Source organism: Actinacidiphila sp. bgisy167 (assembly GCF_965342175.1).
Lineage (GTDB): Bacteria > Actinomycetota > Actinomycetes > Streptomycetales > Streptomycetaceae > Actinacidiphila.
This window is the reverse complement of record NZ_CBDRBL010000005.1, coordinates 50521-68647: the sequence shown is the minus strand read 5'-3', so window position 1 is coordinate 68647 and position 18127 is coordinate 50521. Positions and strand designations below refer to the sequence as shown.

Annotated in this window: 11 protein-coding genes; 7 read left to right on the top strand and 4 right to left on the bottom strand. The window is 73.8% G+C overall.

From position 1 onward, the window contains the following. Window positions 1–77 precede the first annotated feature (77 nt). The 4 genes from ACRWND_RS03240 to rsmI all read right to left on the bottom strand — a co-directional run bounded on the left by ACRWND_RS03240 (window position 78) and on the right by rsmI (window position 4354). The gene (locus ACRWND_RS03240; RefSeq protein WP_431945620.1) at window positions 78–1334 is read right to left on the bottom strand and encodes a ubiquitin-like domain-containing protein; all 1257 of its coding nucleotides are present in this window, start codon (window positions 1332–1334) and stop codon (window positions 78–80) included. 234 nt (window positions 1335–1568) lie between these two features. Next, window positions 1569–2468 (bottom strand): TatD family hydrolase, encoded by a 900-nt coding sequence (locus ACRWND_RS03235; protein WP_431945618.1) that lies wholly within the window; start codon window positions 2466–2468, stop codon window positions 1569–1571. A 68-nt stretch (window positions 2469–2536) separates the two neighbouring features. Next, window positions 2537–2935 carry a hypothetical protein gene (locus tag ACRWND_RS03230; RefSeq protein WP_431945616.1) on the bottom strand — a complete coding sequence of 133 codons (399 nt, stop codon included), beginning with the start codon at window positions 2933–2935 and terminating at the stop codon, window positions 2537–2539. A gap of 534 nt (window positions 2936–3469) precedes the next feature. Continuing rightward, complete coding sequence (gene rsmI, locus ACRWND_RS03225) at window positions 3470–4354, bottom strand: 16S rRNA (cytidine(1402)-2'-O)-methyltransferase (RefSeq protein WP_431945614.1); 885 nt, start codon at window positions 4352–4354, stop codon at window positions 3470–3472. Window positions 4355–4530: 176 nt separating this feature from the next. Between rsmI and ACRWND_RS03220 the strand changes: the two genes are divergently transcribed. The 7 genes from ACRWND_RS03220 (at window position 4531) to ACRWND_RS03190 (ending at window position 18072) form a co-directional block, all read left to right on the top strand. Further along, window positions 4531–6189, top strand: coding sequence for a dolichyl-phosphate-mannose--protein mannosyltransferase (locus ACRWND_RS03220; protein ID WP_431945745.1), 1659 nt, complete (start codon window positions 4531–4533; stop codon window positions 6187–6189). A 108-nt stretch (window positions 6190–6297) separates the two neighbouring features. Beyond that, a complete protein-coding gene (locus ACRWND_RS03215) occupies window positions 6298–8724 on the top strand; it encodes a SpoIIE family protein phosphatase (RefSeq protein ID WP_431945612.1) in 2427 nt (808 codons plus the stop codon). A gap of 156 nt (window positions 8725–8880) precedes the next feature. Next, window positions 8881–10509, top strand: coding sequence for a penicillin-binding transpeptidase domain-containing protein (locus ACRWND_RS03210; protein ID WP_431945610.1), 1629 nt, complete (start codon window positions 8881–8883; stop codon window positions 10507–10509). 49 nt (window positions 10510–10558) lie between these two features. Further along, complete coding sequence (locus ACRWND_RS03205; protein ID WP_431945608.1) at window positions 10559–11404, top strand: EamA family transporter; 846 nt, start codon at window positions 10559–10561, stop codon at window positions 11402–11404. A 280-nt stretch (window positions 11405–11684) separates the two neighbouring features. Beyond that, complete coding sequence (locus ACRWND_RS03200) at window positions 11685–13340, top strand: FAD-binding dehydrogenase (RefSeq protein ID WP_431945606.1); 1656 nt, start codon at window positions 11685–11687, stop codon at window positions 13338–13340. 101 nt (window positions 13341–13441) lie between these two features. Beyond that, window positions 13442–14644 (top strand): serine hydrolase domain-containing protein, encoded by a 1203-nt coding sequence (locus ACRWND_RS03195; protein ID WP_431945604.1) that lies wholly within the window; start codon window positions 13442–13444, stop codon window positions 14642–14644. A 50-nt stretch (window positions 14645–14694) separates the two neighbouring features. Next, window positions 14695–18072, top strand: a complete 3378-nt coding sequence (locus ACRWND_RS03190; RefSeq protein ID WP_431945602.1) for a S41 family peptidase — start codon at window positions 14695–14697, stop codon at window positions 18070–18072. Window positions 18073–18127: the final 55 nt, after the last annotated feature.

Here is an 18127-nt window from a genome sequence, read left to right as displayed (position 1 = left end):
ATCCGGGCCCGGCGGGGCCGCCCGCGGCCTGTGCGTGCGGTGCCTCGGCCGCCGGTGCCTGCGGCGCCTCCCGCAACCTAGGAGTGCAGCTTGCGCCCGCACACCGGCCAGGGGCTGGCGCCGCGCTGGATGTACAGCCGCTTGGCGCGGTACGTCTGCTCCTTGGCCGAGGCGTCCTGGGGCCGGCCGCGGCCGCCGAGCTTGCGCCAGGTGCGCCGGTCGAACTGGTAGAGCCCGCCGTAGGTGCCGGAGGCGTCCACCGCGTTGGGCCGGCCGCCCGCCTCGCACTGGCCGAGGGCCTTCCAGTTGAGGTGGTCGGCGCCCTTGACGCTGTTCGGGAGCGGCTTGGTGCCGACGCGCACGATCTGCCGTACTGGCTCGCGCAGCAGCTCCTCGGCGATGCGCCGGGGCTTCTGCCGGACTCCGTCGACCGTCCGGTACGCGTACGTGACGCGGCGCAGCCCGTTCTTGCCCCGGGTGTCGACGACGGTGGTGCCCTCGAACAGCGAGGGGTCCTTCTTCCGTACGACGGGGAAGGGCACCGGCTCCTCGTGGACCTCGTCGTGGCCGCGGATGCGCTTGACGGAGATCGTCTGGCCCTCGCGGGGGAAGGTGTCGGGGTCGACGGAGGCGGCGTCCATGCCGCGCAGCACGATGCCGGCGTCGCGCAGCGCCTCGCCCACGGTGGCGGCGTTGGTGCGGAAGGGGCGTTCGCGGCCGTCGGCGAGGAAGGTCACCTGGCGTTCGGTGCGCACGTCCAGCTCCAGCCCGTGGCGCCCGATGGCCTCGCCTCGGGACGCGGACAGGTACGCGCCGTCCGCGCGCACGCCCAGCTGGCGCAGGGCGCCGTCGACGGTGCCGGCCGTGGTCCAGATCCGCCGGGGCCGGCCGTCGAGGGTGAGGGCGATCGGCCGGCCGTAGCGGACGGCGACGGTGTCGCCGTCCTTCAGCGCCGTGTCGGAGCCGGGGGCGACGATGTCGTGGTCGCCGACCCGCACGCCATGGCGCTGCAGCAGTTCCCCGACGCTCCCGGCGAAGGTGTTGAGGGTGCGCGGCCGGCCGTCCACGCTGAGCTGCACGACCTTGCCGCCGGCCAGGTAGGCGGTGCTGCTGCCCGCCAGGCAGGCGACGACCAGCGCCCGGGGCAGCAGCCTGCTCAGCATGTCGGGGCGCTTGGCGGCGCGGCTGTGCCGCGCGGCCGCGCGCCCCGGACGGGGTGCGGCGTCCTCGGTGGCGGGGGCCCCACCCGGTGTCCCGCGGTTGCGGCCCTCCGCGTGGGAGTGCCTTCCCGCCCGCGTCGCCCGCGTCGTGCCCGCCTTGCTCCTGTTGCCCACGGCGTACCTCCGGCCCGGTCCGATATAAGACCGAACCGGGACCATAGCGGAGGATTCACCACTCCCCCAAGCGGAACGATCACGCTCCGTGAGCGGACGCGGTCCTTGGGCGCCTCGCGAGGGCACGCTCAAAGCGCTCCGGCCCCGGTTGGGGCGGCTTCCGCCGCGACCCGTCGGGCGTCCGCAACCGGGCGCGTGCTGTTACGCCGACCGCGCGACGCGCGTGAGGCGGCGTCAGTATCCGAAGGCGCGGGCCGTGTTGTGCGCTACGGCCGCGGCCAGTTCGTCCTCCGCGGCGCCGCGGACGGCGGCCATGGCCCGCAGGGTGACCGGGATCAGATACGGGGCGTTGGGGCGGCCGCGGTGCGGGACGGGGGTGAGGAAGGGCGCGTCGGTCTCGACGAGCAGCAGCTCGGCGGGGGCGACGGCGACCGCGTCGCGCAGGCTCTGGTTGGACTTGTATGTGACGTTGCCCGCGAAGGACATGAAGTAGCCCTTGTCGGCGCAGACTTTGGTCATGTCCGCGTCACCGGAGTAGCAGTGGAAGACGACGGTGCCGGGTGCGCCCTCCTCGTCGAGGATGCGCAGCACGTCGGCGTGGGCCTCGCGGTCGTGGATCACCAGGGCCTTGCCGTGCCGCTTGGCCATGTCGATGTGGCGGCGGAAGGAGTACTGCTGGGCTTCCAGGCCCTCGGGCCCGGTGCGGAAGTAGTCCAGTCCGGTCTCGCCGACGCCTCGCACCTGGGGCAGCGCGGCGAGGGCGTCGATCTCCTCGAGGGCGGCGTCGAGGGCCGCGCGGCCGCCCGCCTCACGGGCGCCCTGGCGCGGCCCTCCTCCCCCGGGCTCGCCGTGGACGAGCCGCGGGGCCTCGTTGGGGTGCAGCGCGACGGCCGCCCACACGGCGTCGTACGCCGCCGCGGTGCGCGCCGCCCAGTGGGAGCCGTCCACGTCGCAGCCGACCTGGACCACGGTCGTCACACCGACGGACGCCGCCTTCGCCAGCGCCTCCTCGACGCCGCCCTCCTGCATGTCGAGGTGGGTGTGCGAGTCCGCCACCGGGACCGCGAGCGGTTCGGGGAGGGGCGGTGCGGACACGGCCTTCTTCGGGCGCTGGCTCTGGTTCTGCTCGGGCATGGACCCGATCCTAGGCGGGGGCTGCGAGGCCCTGCGCCGGGCGTCGCAGCCAGTGCCGGGCAGTACGGCTACTGCCCGCCGCGCCTGCGGTGCAGCAGGTTGCGGGGCGACCAGTGCCGCGCTCGGTGCTCCGCACCCTCCACGGCGGAGGACACCGGGACCCGGCGCATGTCGGAGGCCGCGGGCAGGGGGCCGGCGGCCGCGGTGCCCGTCCAGGAGCCGGCGACCCCGGAGACCTGTCCGGCCTGCATGATGCGGACCTTGTGGCTCTCGCACTCCACGCACGTCGGCCTGGTGAGCGGGGACGGCACGCGCTTGCCGTCCGCCATGTACCAGACGACCTCGCGGCCCTGTGCATCGACGTGGTGCTCGATCTCGTACGCCTGCTCCCACCCGCGGCCACAGCTGATGCAGACGAAGGCGTACGCCTCACGGATCGTGCCATCGGTTCCGACGGTCTCGCTCATGGCAGCTCCTGATGCCCTCCGGACGAGGCGTCCGGAGCGGGACTTCCCTGTACCAGCGAACGCCCGCAAGGGCGTCGGCGACAGAAGGGGTGCCCTTTCTTGAGCCAGTTTTGGGGTGGCGGTGACCGAGGGCCGGGCAGGCGGCCCCAGGTCTTTCCCTCTCCCACGATAGGACTTTGCCCCGCGCCGTGTTTAGAGGCGGTGCGGATAGGCGGGGTGGAGAAGGGAGCGGGTCGAGGGCCGAGTTTGGCAAGGCGGAGAAGGGAGACGCAGCGGAGCTGCGGCGACCGACGACAACGCCGCCAGGCGAGAGCCATCGACCCGCGACGCCGGCCCGCCTATCCGCGCGGCCTCCTAGAGGCGGTGCGGTCAGATGGGGCGGTGCAAGGTGCGGGTCGCGGGCCGGGGCCGGCGAGGCGGGGAAGGCGCACGCAGCGGGGCTGGTGCGGCCGACGACAACGCCGCCGGGCGAGCCGTCGCCCGCAGGGCGTTCTCCCGCACGGCTTTCTCCCGCACGGCGTTCCGGGACCGCGTTCAGCCCGCCGCGGAGGGGTTCGCGGCGTGCTTCGCGGACACCACCGCGTCGAAGACCTCCCGTTTGGGCAGTCCCGCCTCCGCCGCCACGGCGGCGATCGCCTCCTTGCGGCGCTCACCCGCCTCCTCGCGGAGGCGGACCCGGCGCACCAGCTCGGCGGCGTCAAGCTCCTCCGGCCCGGTCTCCGGAGCACCCTCCACCACGACCGTGATCTCCCCGCGGACCCCTTCGGCGGCCCAGGCCGCCAGCTCCTCCAGGGTGCCGCGCCTGACCTCCTCGTAGGTCTTGGTCAGCTCGCGGCAGACGGCGGCCCGGCGTCCGCCGCCGAAGGCCTCGGCCATGGCGGCGAGGGTCTCGGCGAGGCGGTGCGGCGCCTCGAAGTACACCAGGGTGCGGCGCTCGCCGGCGGCCTCGCCGAGCCGGGCCCGCCGCTCCCCGGCCTTGCGCGGCGGGAAGCCCTCGAAGCAGAAGCGGTCCACGGGCAGCCCGCTGAGGGCGAGCGCGGTCAGCACGGCGGACGGGCCGGGGACGGCCGTCACCCGGATGCCGCGCTCGACGGCCGCCGCGACCAGCCGGTAGCCGGGGTCGGAGACCGAGGGCATCCCGGCGTCGGTGACGAGCAGCACCCGGGCGCCCGCCTCCAGCGCCGCGACGAGCTCCGGGGTGCGGGCTGACTCGTTGCCCTCGAAGTACGACACCACCCGGGCAGTGGTGGTCACGCCCAAGGACTGGGTGAGCCGACGCAGCCGCCGGGTGTCCTCGGCGGCGATCACGTCGGCGCCGGCCAGCTCCGAGGAGAGCCGGGGCGGTGCGTCGGCCACGTCCCCGATGGGGGTCCCTGCGAGTACGAGTACGCCTGCGGCCGGTGCTGCGGAGCTAGTCACCGCCCCAGTCTCCCACCCGTCGCGCCCCCGGCCCGGGCCGGTGCTGCCCGGGGCCGCGGCGCACGGCGGGGTGCGCCCGGTTGGCGCGGCCTGCGCGCTTCCGCAGGCGGTGTCCCTACGATGGCCCGGTGACCAGTGACACCGCGACGCACCCGCACCCGGTCGAGGACGCGCCGATGGCCGTACAGGAGCAGAACCCCTGGCAGCGCCGGCTGCGCCGGTTCGGCTACGCGGACCGTCCGCGCCCCGGCGTGCGCGAGCGCCTGGTCGCGCCGTTCCCGGAGCCGGGGACGCGGGTGTGGGCGGCGCTCGGTACGGGCCCGGTGACGGCGTCCCGGCTCGCCCGCTGGAGCGGCTGGGGCGGCCCGCTGCTCGTGGCGCTCTTCGCGGGCCTGCTCCGGTTCTGGAACCTGGGCAGCCCCCACGCGGTGATATTCGACGAGACGTACTACGCGAAGGACGCCTGGTCGCTCCTGCAGTACGGCTACGAGGGCAGCTGGCCGGAGAAGGCCAACGACCTGATCCTCGCCACCCCGCCCTCCGTGCCGCTCTCCGACGCCCCCTCGTACGTGGTGCACCCGCCGGTGGGCAAGTGGGTGATCGCCTCCGGCGAGTGGATCTTCGGCTTGAACCCCTTCGGCTGGCGCTTCGCGATGGCGGTGCTCGGCACGTTGTCGGTGCTGATGCTCTGCCGGATCGGCCGCCGGCTCTTCCGCTCCACGGCGCTGGGCTGCCTCGCGGGCGGCCTGATGGCCGTCGACGGACTGCACTTCGTGATGAGCCGCGTCGCCCTGCTCGACCTGGTCGTGATGTTCTTCGTGCTGGCCGCCTTCGGCTGCCTGCTGATCGACCGCGACCGGGCGCGGGCCCGGCTCGCCGCGGCCCTGCCCGAAGACCGTCCGAACGACCGCGTCGCCTCCCTCACCTGGCTGGGCTTCCGCTGGTGGCGGATCGCGGCCGGGGTCTGCCTGGGCCTGGCCATCGGGACCAAGTGGAACGGCCTGTACGTGCTGGCGTTCTTCGGCATCCTCACCGTGCTGTGGGACGCCGGCGCCCGCCGGGTGGGGGGGGGACGCCACCCCCGGCTCAGCGCGTTCTGGCTGGACGGGCTGTGGGCGGCGCTCAGCATGGTCGGCGTCGCCGCCGTCACTTATCTGCTGTCCTGGCTCGGCTGGTTCACCAGCGGCAAGGGCTGGGACCGCAACTGGGCCAAGGGCGACGGCGGCTTCCTCTCCGACGCCTGGGCGTCCCTGCGCAGCCTGTGGCACTACGAGTCGCAGGTCTACGACTTCCACGTCAACCTGCACTCCCCGCACACCTACCAGTCCAACCCGTGGAGCTGGCTGGTGCTGGGCCGCCCGGTGTCGTACTTCTACGAGTCCCCCAAGCTCGGCGAGGACGGCTGCACCGCGGCCGGCGGCTGCGCCCGCGAGGTGCTCGCCCTCGGCACCCCGCTGCTGTGGTGGGCCGGGTGCTTCGCCCTGCTGTACGTCCTGTACCGGTGGATCTTCCGCCGCGACTGGCGCGCCGGCGCGATCGCCTGCGGCGTCGCGGCCGGGTACCTGCCGTGGTTCCTCTACCAGGAGCGGACGATCTTCCTGTTCTACGCGGTGGTCTTCGTGCCGTTCCTCTGCCTCGCGGTCGCGATGATGCTCGGCGCGATCCTCGGTCCCCCCGGCTCGAGCGAACGCCGCCGCATGTGGGGCGCGGTCGGCGCGGGCACCCTTGTGCTGCTGATCGTCTGGAACTTCATCTACTTCTTCCCGCTCTACACCGGGCAGACGATCCCCATGGACGCCTGGCGCAACCGCATGTGGCTCGACACCTGGATCTGACCGCCCGAGGCGGAGCGGCCGGACCTGGTCTGCGGCCGTCGGCCGGGCAGCCGCCGTTTGCAGGGGCGCGGGTGCACACTTAGCGTGAGCCCCGAGGGAATGTCACGAATGTCCGCTCCCGATCCCCGCGTCCCCGGTCAGGCGTCGGCGCTCGACAGCGTCGGCGCGGCTCTGGCGGTCGTCGACGCGCGGGGCAGACTCGTCCGCTGGACCGAGGTCGCCACCCGGCTGCTGGGGTACGCGGCGGCGGACGTGCTCGGCAGACCGGTCTCGACGCTGCTCGACGGGCCGGACGGCGCGCCGCCGGACCTCACCTGCGAGTGGGCGGGGCCCGCCGCGCTGCGGCACCAGAGCGGCGGGCTGGTGGACGTGGACCTCCGAGTGACCGGGCTGCCTGGGCCGGCGGGCACGTTGGACTGGCTGGTCTCGACGGCCGGGGTACCTCCTTCCGTCCTGGAGTCGGCCGCCGAGCTGAGCCCCTTCCCGATGGCGATCTGGGACAGCGACCTGCGCACCATCTGGCTGAACCACGCCCTGGCCGAGCGATTCGACCTCTCCCGGGAGGAGCGGCTGGGTCGGCACCTGGAGACGTCACCGCTCTACGAGAACGCCGAGCAGGTCACGTCGCTGCTGCGCGAGGTACTGGAGAGCGGCGTCCCGGTGATCGACCGGGAGCTCAACCAGCTGGACCCCCTGCACCACCGGGCGTACGCACTGTCCGTCTTCCGGATCGAGGACGTCCGGGGCGGCCTGCCGGGCGTCTGCTCGGTCAACGTGGACGTCACCGAGAGCCGTCGGGCCCGGGACCGCATGACCCTGCTCGGCCGGGCGGCCACGAGCATCGGGACCAACCTGGACGTCTGGCAGACCGCGCAGGACCTCGCGGACCTGCTGGTGCCGCTGATGGCCGACTACGCGACGGTCGACCTCGCGGAGTCGGTGGGGCTCGGCGACGCTCCGCTCACCCGGCTGGGCCCGTTGGAGGACGGCAACGTCCCCGCCTTCCACCGCGCGGGCATGGCCTCCATCCACGACGACTTCAGGGAGTCGCTCTTCGCTCGCGGCACCCCCGTCTTCGTCCCCCCGCACTCGCCGTTCGTCGAGGTGCTGAGCTCCGGACGGACGCACATGGAGCCGCGGCTGGACACGGAGCCCGGCACGTGGCTGGAGGAGGACCCGCAGCGGCTGCGGATGGTCCTCGAACAAGGGATGCACAGCCTGCTGATCCTGCCGGTCCACGCGCGGAACGAGATCCTCGGCATCACCGTGCTCGTCCGCACCGACAACCCCACGCCGTTCGACGAGAACGACCGGACGCTCGCCGAGGAACTGGTCAGCCGGGCCGCGCTGAGCCTGGACAACGCCCGCCGCTACACACGCGAGCACACCATGGCGCTGACGCTGCAGCGCAGCCTGCTCCCCCGCAACCCGAACGCCGGGTTCTCCCTGGAGACGATCTGGCGCTACCTCCCGGCGGACACCCAGGACGGCGTGGGCGGCGACTGGTTCGACGTGATCCCGCTGTGCGGCGCCCGGATCGCCCTGGTCGTCGGGGACGTCGTGGGGCACGGGCTCAACGCCGCCGCGGCCATGGGCCGGATCCGCACGGCGGTGAGCACCCTCGCCGGCCTGGACCTGGCCCCCGAGCAGCTGCTGTCCGCCCTGGACGACCTCGTCGTCCGGCTGGGCTACGAGGACGACGACGACGCGCCCACGGCCAACATCCTCGGCGCCACCTGCGTGTACGCCGTCTACGACCCCACCGAGGAGCGGCTGACCGTCGCCCGGGCCGGGCATCCGCCGCCGGCGGTCATCGCTCCCGACGGCACGGTGGACTTCCCCGAGGTCCCCTCCGGGGCGCCGCTCGGCGTGGGGCTGCGGTCCTATACGTCGGTCGACCTCGAACTGCCCGCGGGCAGCGTGATCGCCCTGTACACCGACGGGCTCGTCGAGAGCCGGGAGGGCGACATCGACGACGGGCTGGAGCGCCTGCGGGCCGCGCTCACCCGGCCGCCGGGCACCCCGCTGGAGGACCTGTGCTCCGCGGTGGTCGAGCTGCTGCCCGACAAGGGGCAGGACGACGACGTGGCGCTGCTGATCGCCAGGGCCTGCACCTTCGATGCCGACCGGGTGTTCACCGTCCAGGTGCCGGCCGATCCGGAAGCGGTCGGACGCGCGCGGGCCGAGGCGGTCCGGCAGCTGTCCGCGTGGGGGCTGGACCGGCTCGGGACGGCCGCCGAGCAGATCGTCGGGGAGCTGCTGGCCAACGCCGTACGGCACGGGGCGGGGCCTGTGCGGCTGCGGCTGATCCGGCACTGGAAGCTGGCCTGCGAGGTCTTCGACGCCGGTCCGGGTCCACCGTTGCCGCGCCACCCCGGACCCGACGACGAGGGCGGCCGGGGCCTGGTGATCATCGGAGGGATCGCCGCCCGGTGGGGTTCCCGCCGACTCAAGGAAGGCAAGATCGTCTGGGCGGAGCTGCCCCTGACGGACGAGGAACGGCTTCTGGACGGGCCGGACTGCGTCCTGCCGTGAGACCGGTCGCAGGCGGCGCGTTTTCCCGGTCCATGGCACAGGTGTGGTGAAGCCGTGACCGGGGGGACGGCCCCGGGTTCGTCCGCGTCCCGTAGAGTGCGCTTGCGCCGCCAAGATTTTGAACATGTTCAAAGGGCCAACGGGAGGGTCGGTGTCATGCGCCGAGGAGTGAAGCTGGGGATCGTTGCCGCACTGACCACCGGGCTGGTGGGGACCGCCGGGTACGGGGCGTACAACATCTACAACGGGCTGACCGGAGGCAGCGGGTTCGGCGGTTCTTCCGCACAGGCAGCTCCCGTCGAGACCGGGCCACCGACCGCGGCAGAGGTGAAGAAGACGGCCGCCGAGTTCCTGGCCGCATGGGCCAAGGGGGACACCGCCGCGGCGGGGGCGCTCACCAATGACGCGGCGACGGCTTCCGCGGCGCTGACCGCGTACCGGCGGGACGCGCACGTCACCCGGGTACGGCTGGCCCCCGGCGCGGCCAAGGGGGACGTCGTGCCGTTCAAGGTCACGGCCTCGCTCTCCTACAAGGGCAAGTCCTCCACGTGGACGTACTCCTCGGCCCTCACCGTCTTCCGCGGCGAGACCACCCACCGCCCCCTGGTCGCCTGGAAACCGTCGGTACTGCACCCCCAGCTGACGGCCGGCCAGTCACTGGAGACCGGTGAGGCCGCCTCCCCGCAGGTGATCGTCGTGGACCGCAACGGCAAGGAGCTGGACGCCGACGACTACCCGTCCCTGGCCTCCGTCCTGCCCCAGCTGCGGGAGCGCTACGGCGCCGAACTCTCCGGCGGCAAGCCGGGCGTCGAGACCTGGGTGAACGGGGGCGACGGCCCCGGGCAGACACTGCACGTCATCGCCAAGGGCACGCCCGCGAAGCTGCCCACCACCCTGGACGCGCGCCTGCAGAAGGCCGCCGAACAAGCCGTGGGACGCAGCGCCCAGTCGTCGGTCGCGGCGGTCAAGGCGAGCACCGGCGAGATCCTCGCCTTCGCCAACAACCCGTCGACGGACAACAACAACGCCTTCAACGCGCAGGTCGCCCCCGGCTCCACCTTCAAGGTCATTACCGCCACCGCCCTGCTGGAGAGGGGCGTGAGCCCGGGCACCCCGGCCCCGTGCCCGGCGACCGCGAACCACGACAACGGCAAGATGTTCCACAACGTGGAGAGCTCCTCCGACCTCTCGGCCACCTTCCAGCGGGACTTCGCGATCTCCTGCAACACCGGCTTCATCAAGCTCGCCGACCGGCTCGACGATTCCTCGGTCCCCTCGGTCGCCCAGCGCTACTACGGCTTCGGCCAGACCTGGAACGTCGGCGTCCCGGCCTGGGACGGACGCGTTCCCGGCGGTTCGGGCGACGAGATGACCGAGGAGATGATCGGCCAGGGCCAGATACAGATGAGCCCGCTGAACATGGCCTCCGTCGCCGCCACCGTGCAGAACGGCGTGTTCCGCCAGCCCCGGCTGGTCGCCGCCGGCCTGATCGACGGACCCCTCGCGAAGGCGAGCAGCGGCCTGCCGTCCGGCGTGCGGGGCAACCTCAAGTCGATGATGCGGCTGACCGCGTCGAGCGGCACCGCCACCACGGCGATGCGCGGGGTCTACGGCGACGTCGGGGCCAAGACCGGCTCCGCGGAGGTGGGCGGCCAGGAGCAGCCCAACGGGTGGTTCGTCGCCTACCGCGGTGACGTCGCGGCCGGCGGGATGGTGCTGGAGGGCGGGCACGGCGGCGACTCCGCGGGGCCCATCGTGGCGGCGGTGCTGAAGGCCTCCTCGTGACCCGTGTGGCCACGGCCCCCGCCCCGGAAGACCGGGAGGGCGGTGCCGCATGGCACCTCTGACAGCGGCCGCCGTCCTGCTCGCGGCGGTCACCCACGCGGCGTGGAACGCCATCGCCCACAGCATCCGGGACCGACTCGTCGCGTTCACCCTCGTCGGTGGCGGCGGAGCGATCTGCGGAGCGGTCGCCGCCGGCTTCGCGCCGCTGCCCGCGGCGGACGCGTGGCCCTACCTGGCGTCGTCGGTGGGAATCCACATGGCCTACATGTACCTGCTGACGAAGTCCTTCGCGCTGGGCGACTTCGGGCAGGTCTACCCCATCGCGCGCGGCGTCGCCCCCTTGGCCGTGACCGTGCTGGCGGCCCTCTTCGTGGGCGAGGTGCCGGCTCCCCTGCAGACCGTCGGCGTCCTCGTCGCCTCCGCCGGGCTCGGCGGGGCCGCCCTCTGGAGCGTGCGCGGTCGCCGCCGTGAGGACTGGCCGGCCGTCGGCGCGGCCGTGGGCACCGGCCTTGCCATCGCGGCGTACACCGTCGTCGACGGCGTCGGCGTCCGCGCGTCCGGCACCGCCCTGGGGTACGTCGCCTGGCTCCTGCTCATCCAGGGCGTCCTGCTCGCCTGCTGCGCCCTCGCGGCGCGCCGTGCGGCGCTCCTCGGACAACTCCGCCCGGTCGCCGGCCGCGGGCTCCTCGGCGGGGCGCTGTCCATGTCCGCCTACGGCCTGGTCCTGTGGGCCCAGACGCGGGGCGCCCTCGCGCCCATCGCGGCGCTCCGGGAGACCTCCATCATCGCGGGGGCGGTCATCGGGGCGGTCTTCTTCAAGGAGCAGTTGGGGCGTTCGCGGGTCGTCGCGGCGTTGGTCGTGGTGGCGGGGATCGGGCTGATGCTGCACGCCTGACGCGGGCTCCGTGTGCGGCGCCGTTGTGGCTGGGGTCGCGGTTGCTTCCCCGCCCCTCCCTCCCGGCGCTTCGAATGGTTGGTGAGGGGTGTGCGCTGGGGGGCCGGGGTCCCTGCGAACCTGCGCGGCCCGGGCCGACCGCGCCGGGCACCGGGTGGGGGCTGCAAAAAACCACCCCCGACACGTGCGGCGCCGCACAACCCGCCGCCGACCCCTCGCATCCCTACCCGCGCGTACCGTAACGTGCCCCCACACCCAAGGGGCAGCGGAAAGGCACGCCATGGCGCTGGACGCGGACGTCATCGTTGTCGGAGCGGGGCTGGCAGGTCTCGTCGCGACGGCCGAACTGGCCGACGCCGGCCGGAAGGTGCTGCTGCTCGACCAGGAGCCGGAGAGCAACCTCGGCGGCCAGGCGTTCTGGTCCTTCGGGGGGCTGTTCCTCGTCGACTCGCCCGAGCAGCGCCGGATGCGCATCAGGGACAGTCGCGAACTCGCCTTGCAGGACTGGATGGGGACCGCCGGGTTCGACCGCGCCGAGGACCGCTGGCCGCGCGCGTGGGCCGAGGCGTACGTGGACTTCGCCGCGGGCGAGAAGCGGGCCTGGCTGCATGCGCAGGGGATACGTTTCTTCCCGGTGGTGGGGTGGGCGGAGCGCGGGGGCAGTCTCGCCACCGGGCACGGCAACTCCGTGCCGCGCTTCCACATCACCTGGGGTACGGGCCCGGGCGTGGTCGCGCCGTTCGAGCGCCGGGTGCGGGAGGCCGCCGCCAGGGGCCTGGTGGAGCTGCGCTTCCGGCACCGTGTGACGGCGCTGACCTCGACGGGCGGCGCGGTGGACGGCGTGGCCGGCGAGGTCCTGGTGGACAGCGACGCCGAACGCGGCCAGGCGAGTTCGCGGGAGGTCCGCGCCGAGTTCCAGCTGAGGGCGCAGGCGGTGGTCGTCACCTCGGGCGGCATCGGCGGCAACCACGACCTGGTGCGCAAGGCCTGGCCGCAGCGGCTGGGAACGCCGCCGCGCACCCTGCTGTCGGGGGTGCCCGCGCATGTGGACGGCCTGATGCTGGGGGTCGCCGAGGCGGCTGGGGCGCACCTGATCAACGGTGACCGGATGTGGCACTACACCGAGGGCGTCGAGAACTGGGACCCGGTGTGGGCCGGACACGGCATCCGCATCCTGCCGGGCCCGTCGTCCCTGTGGCTGGACGCGACGGGCGAGCGGCTGCCGGTGCCGCTCTTCCCGGGCTTCGACACGCTGGGGACGCTGGAGCACATCATGCGCTCCGGCCACGAGTACACGTGGTTCGTCCTCACCCAGAAGATCATCGAGAAGGAGTTCGCGCTCTCGGGCTCCGAGCAGAACCCCGACCTGACCGGGAAGAGCGTGCGCGACGTGCTCAAGCGCGCGCTGCCGGGGGCCCCCGGCCCGGTCGAGGCGTTCAAGCGGCACGGCGCGGACTTCGTGGTGGCGGACGATCTGCCGGCCCTGGTGCGCGGCATGAACGCGCTCACCGGGGACGACCTGATCGACGGGACCGCGCTGCGCCGCGAGATCGAGGCGCGCGACCGCGAGATCACCAACACCTTCACCAAGGACCTGCAGGTGACCGCGATCCGCGGGGCCCGCAACTACATCGGCGACAAGCTGATCCGCACCGCCGCTCCGCACCGGTTGCTGGACCCGAAGGCGGGCCCGCTGATCGCCGTGCGGCTGAACATCCTGACCCGCAAGTCGCTCGGCGGGTTGGAGACCGACCTGGACGCACGGGTGCTGCGGGCCGACGGCGAACCGCTGCCGGGGCTGTACGCGGCGGGCGAGGCCGCCGGCTTCGGCGGCGGCGGGATGCACGGCTACCGCTCGCTGGAGGGAACCTTCCTCGGCGGCTGCGTCTTCTCCGGCCGTACGGCGGGCCGCGCCGCGGCGCGCGCCACCGCCTGACCGCTCCCCAGTTACCGGCGCTCCCCGCGTCCCGCCGCGCGACCCCGGTCCTGACCGGTCCCCGGCGCGAGGCACCATGGGGGGAGCAACGACGGAGGCGCATGGTGGGAGCACGGGCTGTGGTGGACGTCCAGGGAGCGGTGGCGGAAGGCTTCGAGCCGGTCAGGGACGCCTTCGTCCGGAACTTCGAGGAGCGGGGAGAGCGCGGCGCCGCCGTGGCCGTGTACCGGGACGGCCGCAAGGTCGTGGACCTGTGGGCGGGCTCCGCCGACGGGGACGCGGGCGAGGACGGCGCGCCCTGGGCCGAGGACACGGCTCAGGTGGTGCGCTCGGCGACGAAGGGTGTGGCGGCGGCCTGCCTGCTCCTGCTGCACCAGCGGGGCCAGCTCGACCTGGACGCGCCGATCGGCACGTACTGGCCCGATTTCAAGGCCGCCGGCAAGGAACGCGTCACGGTCCGCGACGCCCTGGCGCACCGCGCCGGTGTGCCGGCGCTGGACACCCCGCTCGCCCCGGCACAGGCGCTGGACGGCGGGAGCGGACCGGTCGCGCTCGCCGCGCAGGCCCCTTTCTGGACGCCGGGGGCGGATCACGGCTACCACGCGCAGACGTACAGCTGGCTGATCGGCGAGCTGGTGCGGCGCGCGAGCGGCGGCCGCACCATAGGCCGCTATGTGGCCGAGGAGATCGCCCGCCCGCTCGGCCTCGACCTGTGGATCGGGCTGCCTGCGGGTGAGGGGCACCGCGTCGGGCGGATCGCCGCGGCCGAGGCCCCGCCGGCGCCGGCCGCGGCCGGACTGCGGGCGCGCCCCAAGCGCAACGTGACCGAGGCGTACGCGGACCCGTCGTCGCTGACCCGGCGGGCGTTCGGGGCGATCGACCCGCTACCGGACGAGAACGACCCCGGGTACCACGCGGCGCAGCTGGCGGCCTCCGGCGGCATCGCCACGGCGCGCTCGCTGGCCCGCTTCTACGCCGCCCTGATCGGGGAGGTCGAGGGCCCCGGCAACCGGCTCTTCGCCCCGGCGACGCTCACCTCGGCGCGCACCCCGGAGTCGGAGGGCCCGGACCGCGTGCTCGTGGTCAACACCCGGTTCGGCCTCGGCTTCATGCTGCACGGCCCCGCCGCCCCGCTGCTGACCCCTGGTTCCTTCGGCCACCCCGGCCGCGGCGGCTCCCTCGGCTTCGCCGACCCCGGCGAAGCCGTCGCCTTCGGCTACGTCACCAACGGCATGCAGCAGAACGTCACCGCCGACCCCCGCGCCCAGGCCCTCGTCCGAGCCGTCCGCGACAGCCTCCGCTGACGGCTGCCCGAAAAGTTGCCCGGGCTCGGGGAGCCGCGAACGATGGATGGGTGAGCGACGCCGCATACCTCCGGTTTCCGCATGTTCACGGCGAGCGGCTCTGCTTCGTCGCCGAGGACGACATCTGGGTCGCGCCCCTGGACGAAGGGCGCGCGTGGCGGGTGACGGCCGACCGGATCCGGGTCGGGCACCCCCGCTTCTCGCCGGACGGCTCGGTGATCGCCTTCAACAGCTGGCGCTCCCTCGACCCCGAGGTGTACGTCACGCCGGTCGAGGGCGGCCCGGCCCGCCGCCTGACGTACTGGGGAAGCCCGGACGCCCGCGTGCGCTCCTGGACGCCGGACGGCCGGATCCTCGCGGTGTCGTCCCACGGCGAGCCGTTCTCGCACTACACCTGGGCCTACTCCGTTCCCGTCGAGGGCGGCCCGGGCAGCCGTCTGCCCTGGGGCCCGGTGTCGGACATCGCCATGGACGACGGCGAGGACGGCGAGCACCGCACACTGCTGCTGACGGCGACCGCGCCGCACGAGCCCGCCTCGTGGAAGCGGTACCGGGGCGGGGCCACCGGGCGGCTGTGGCTTCAGTGCCGGCGGCTGGTGCCGGACGTCGGCGGCCACCTGGAGTCGCCGATGTTCGTCGCGGGCCGCATCGCCTTCCTCTCCGACCACGAGGGCGTCGGCAACCTGTACTCCTGCCTGCCGGACGGCACGAACCTGCGGCGGCACACCGACCACGCCGACTTCTACGCCCGCAGCGCCGCCACCGACGGCACGCGCGTGGTCTACCAGTGCGGGGGCGAGGTCTGGCTGGTCGACGACCTCGGCCCGCAGTCGGTACCGCGCCGCCTCTCGATCGACCTCGGCGGCCCACGCGCCGGCCGCCGCCCCTACCAGGTGCCGGCAGGCGCGTACCTGGACGGGCTGGCCGTGGACCGCACCGGCCGCGCCAGCGCGGTGTGCGTACGCGGCAGCCTGTACTGGCTCACCCACCGCGACGGGCCCGCGCGCACCATCTCCGACGTACCGGGGTCGCGGGTGCGGCTGCCGGTCATGCTGGGCGACACCGGGCGGATCGCCTTCGTCACCGACGCCGACGGCGAGGACGCCATCGAGATCGCCGTGCTGCCGGGCCGCCCCGCCGCACTGGCCGCCGCCGACATCGCCGACGCCGACGACGCGGTCGGGCAGGCGCTGCGGGCCGGGGAGGAGTCCTCCGCGGGAGCGGAGGGTGAGGCCCAGGACATCGCGCAGGCCGAGGGGCAGACCGAGCCACGGCCCCCGTGCAGCAGCGGCGGGACCCGGCTGGGGTGCGGGATGCTGGGCCGCGTCCACGAACTGGTGCCCTCGCCCGACGGCCAGATCCTCGCCGTGGCCTCCCACGACGGGCGGCTGCTCATGGTCGACGCGGAGTCGGGTGTGGTCGCCGAGCTGATCCGCTCCTCCAACGGGCCGGTCCGCGACCTGTCCTTCTCGCCGGACTCCGACTGGATCGCCTGGTCCCACCCCGTCATCGGCCGTTCGCTGCGCAAGATCCGGATCGCCCGGCTCAGCCCGGACCCGGAGACCGGCAAGCACACCCTGATCGACGTCACCAACGGCCGCTTCGAGGACGAGCAGCCGGTCTTCACCCGCGACGGCCGCTATCTGGCCTTCCTGTCCTGGCGCGGCTTCGACCCGGTGTACGACGTGCACACCGGCGACCTGTCCTTCCCACTGGGCTGCCGCCCGCATCTCGTGCCGCTGCACTCGGCGACGCCCTCGCCCTTCGCGCTGCCCGTGGAGGGCCGGCCGCCCGGGGGCGGGCTGGATCCGGCCGGTTTCACCGAGGGGCCGCTCGCGGTGGAGGCGGCCGGGCTGCCGATGCGGGTGACGCCCTTCCCGGTGCCGGCCTCCAAGTACAGCTCGCTGGAGGCGGTGCGGGGCGGCCTGACCTGGCTGCGCTGGCCGATCTCCGGCGCGCTCGGCGAGACCTTCGCCAACCCCACCGACCCCTCGGCCCGTCCCACGCTGGAGTACTTCGGCCTGGCCAAGTCCAAGCGGGTCGAGCTGGTGCGGCACATGGACTGGTACCGGGTCAGCGGCGACGGCACGCACCTGGTGGTCTTCGACGAGGGCGACCTGACGGTGGTCCCGGCGTACGAGCCGGGCGACCTGGACTCCACCGTCTACATCGACATGCGGCGGGTCCTGCACGAGGCGAACCCGCCCACCGAGTGGCGGCAGGCGTTCGACGAGGCCGGGCGCATCATCCGCGACTACTTCTGGGCTCCGGACATGTGCGGCATCGACTGGCCGGCGATCCTCGACCAGTACCGTCCGCTGGTCGAACGGGTCGCCACGCCGGACGAGTTCGCCGACCTGCAGCGCGAGGTCCTCGGCGAACTGGGCACCTCGCATGCGTACGTCGCGCCGGCCCGCCGCAGCGAGGGGCCGCCGCACTACCAGCGGCCGATCGGGCTGCTCGGCGCGAACTTCGTCCGCACCCCGGACGGCCGGTGGGTGGTCAGGCGCATCCTTCCCGGCGAGTCCTCGGACCCCAAGGCGCGTTCGCCACTGGCAGGCACCGGCATCTCGGAGGGCGCCGAGCTGACCCACGTCGACGGCCGTGCCATCGACCCGGACGCCGGGCCCGGCCCGCTGCTGTCGGCCGCGGGCGGCACCACGGTGGAGCTGACCTTCGCCCCGCCCGACGGCGGGCCCGCGCGGCGGGTCGCGGTGGTCCCGCTGGTGGACGAGCGCCCGTTGCGCTACCAGGACTGGGTGGCCAAACGGCGGGCTGTCGTGAGGGCGTTGAGCGAGGGGAAGTGCGGCTATCTGCACATCCCCGACCTGGGGGGTTCGGGCTGGGCGCAGTTCAACCGCGACCTGCGCATCGAGGTCGTCCGTCCGGCCCTCATCGTCGACGTGCGCGGCAACGCGGGCGGGAACATCAGCGACCTGGTGGTGGAGAGCCTGACCCGCAAGATCCTCGGCTGGGACCACACACGCCACGCGCAGCCCGTGAGTTACGCCGGCAACGCCCCGCGCGGCCCGATCGTGGCGCTGGCGGACGAGGCGACGGCCTCCGACGGCGACATGATCACCGCCACGTTCCGGCTGCTGGGCATCGGCCCGGTGGTGGGCCACCGCACCTGGGGCGGTGTGGTCGGCATGACCGGCCGGCACCGGTTGGGCGACGGAACGGTGATCACGGTGCCGATGAACGCCGCCTGGTTCGAGGCCTACGGCTGGGGGGTGGAGAACTACGGCGTGGAGCCGGACATCCCGGTCATCCGCACCCCGTTGGAATGGGCGGAGGGCCGCCGCACCGACCTCGAGGTCGCCGTGCAGACGGCGCTGGACCTGCTGGAGAAGCACCCGGCCTCCACACCGCCCGACCTGTCCGACCGCCCCGTCCGGCGTCGGCCCCCGCTCCCACCGCGCCCGTGAGCTTCCACGAGGCCCACGGGAAGGGGCGCGCCCGCAAGCGCGCGCCCCTCCTCGT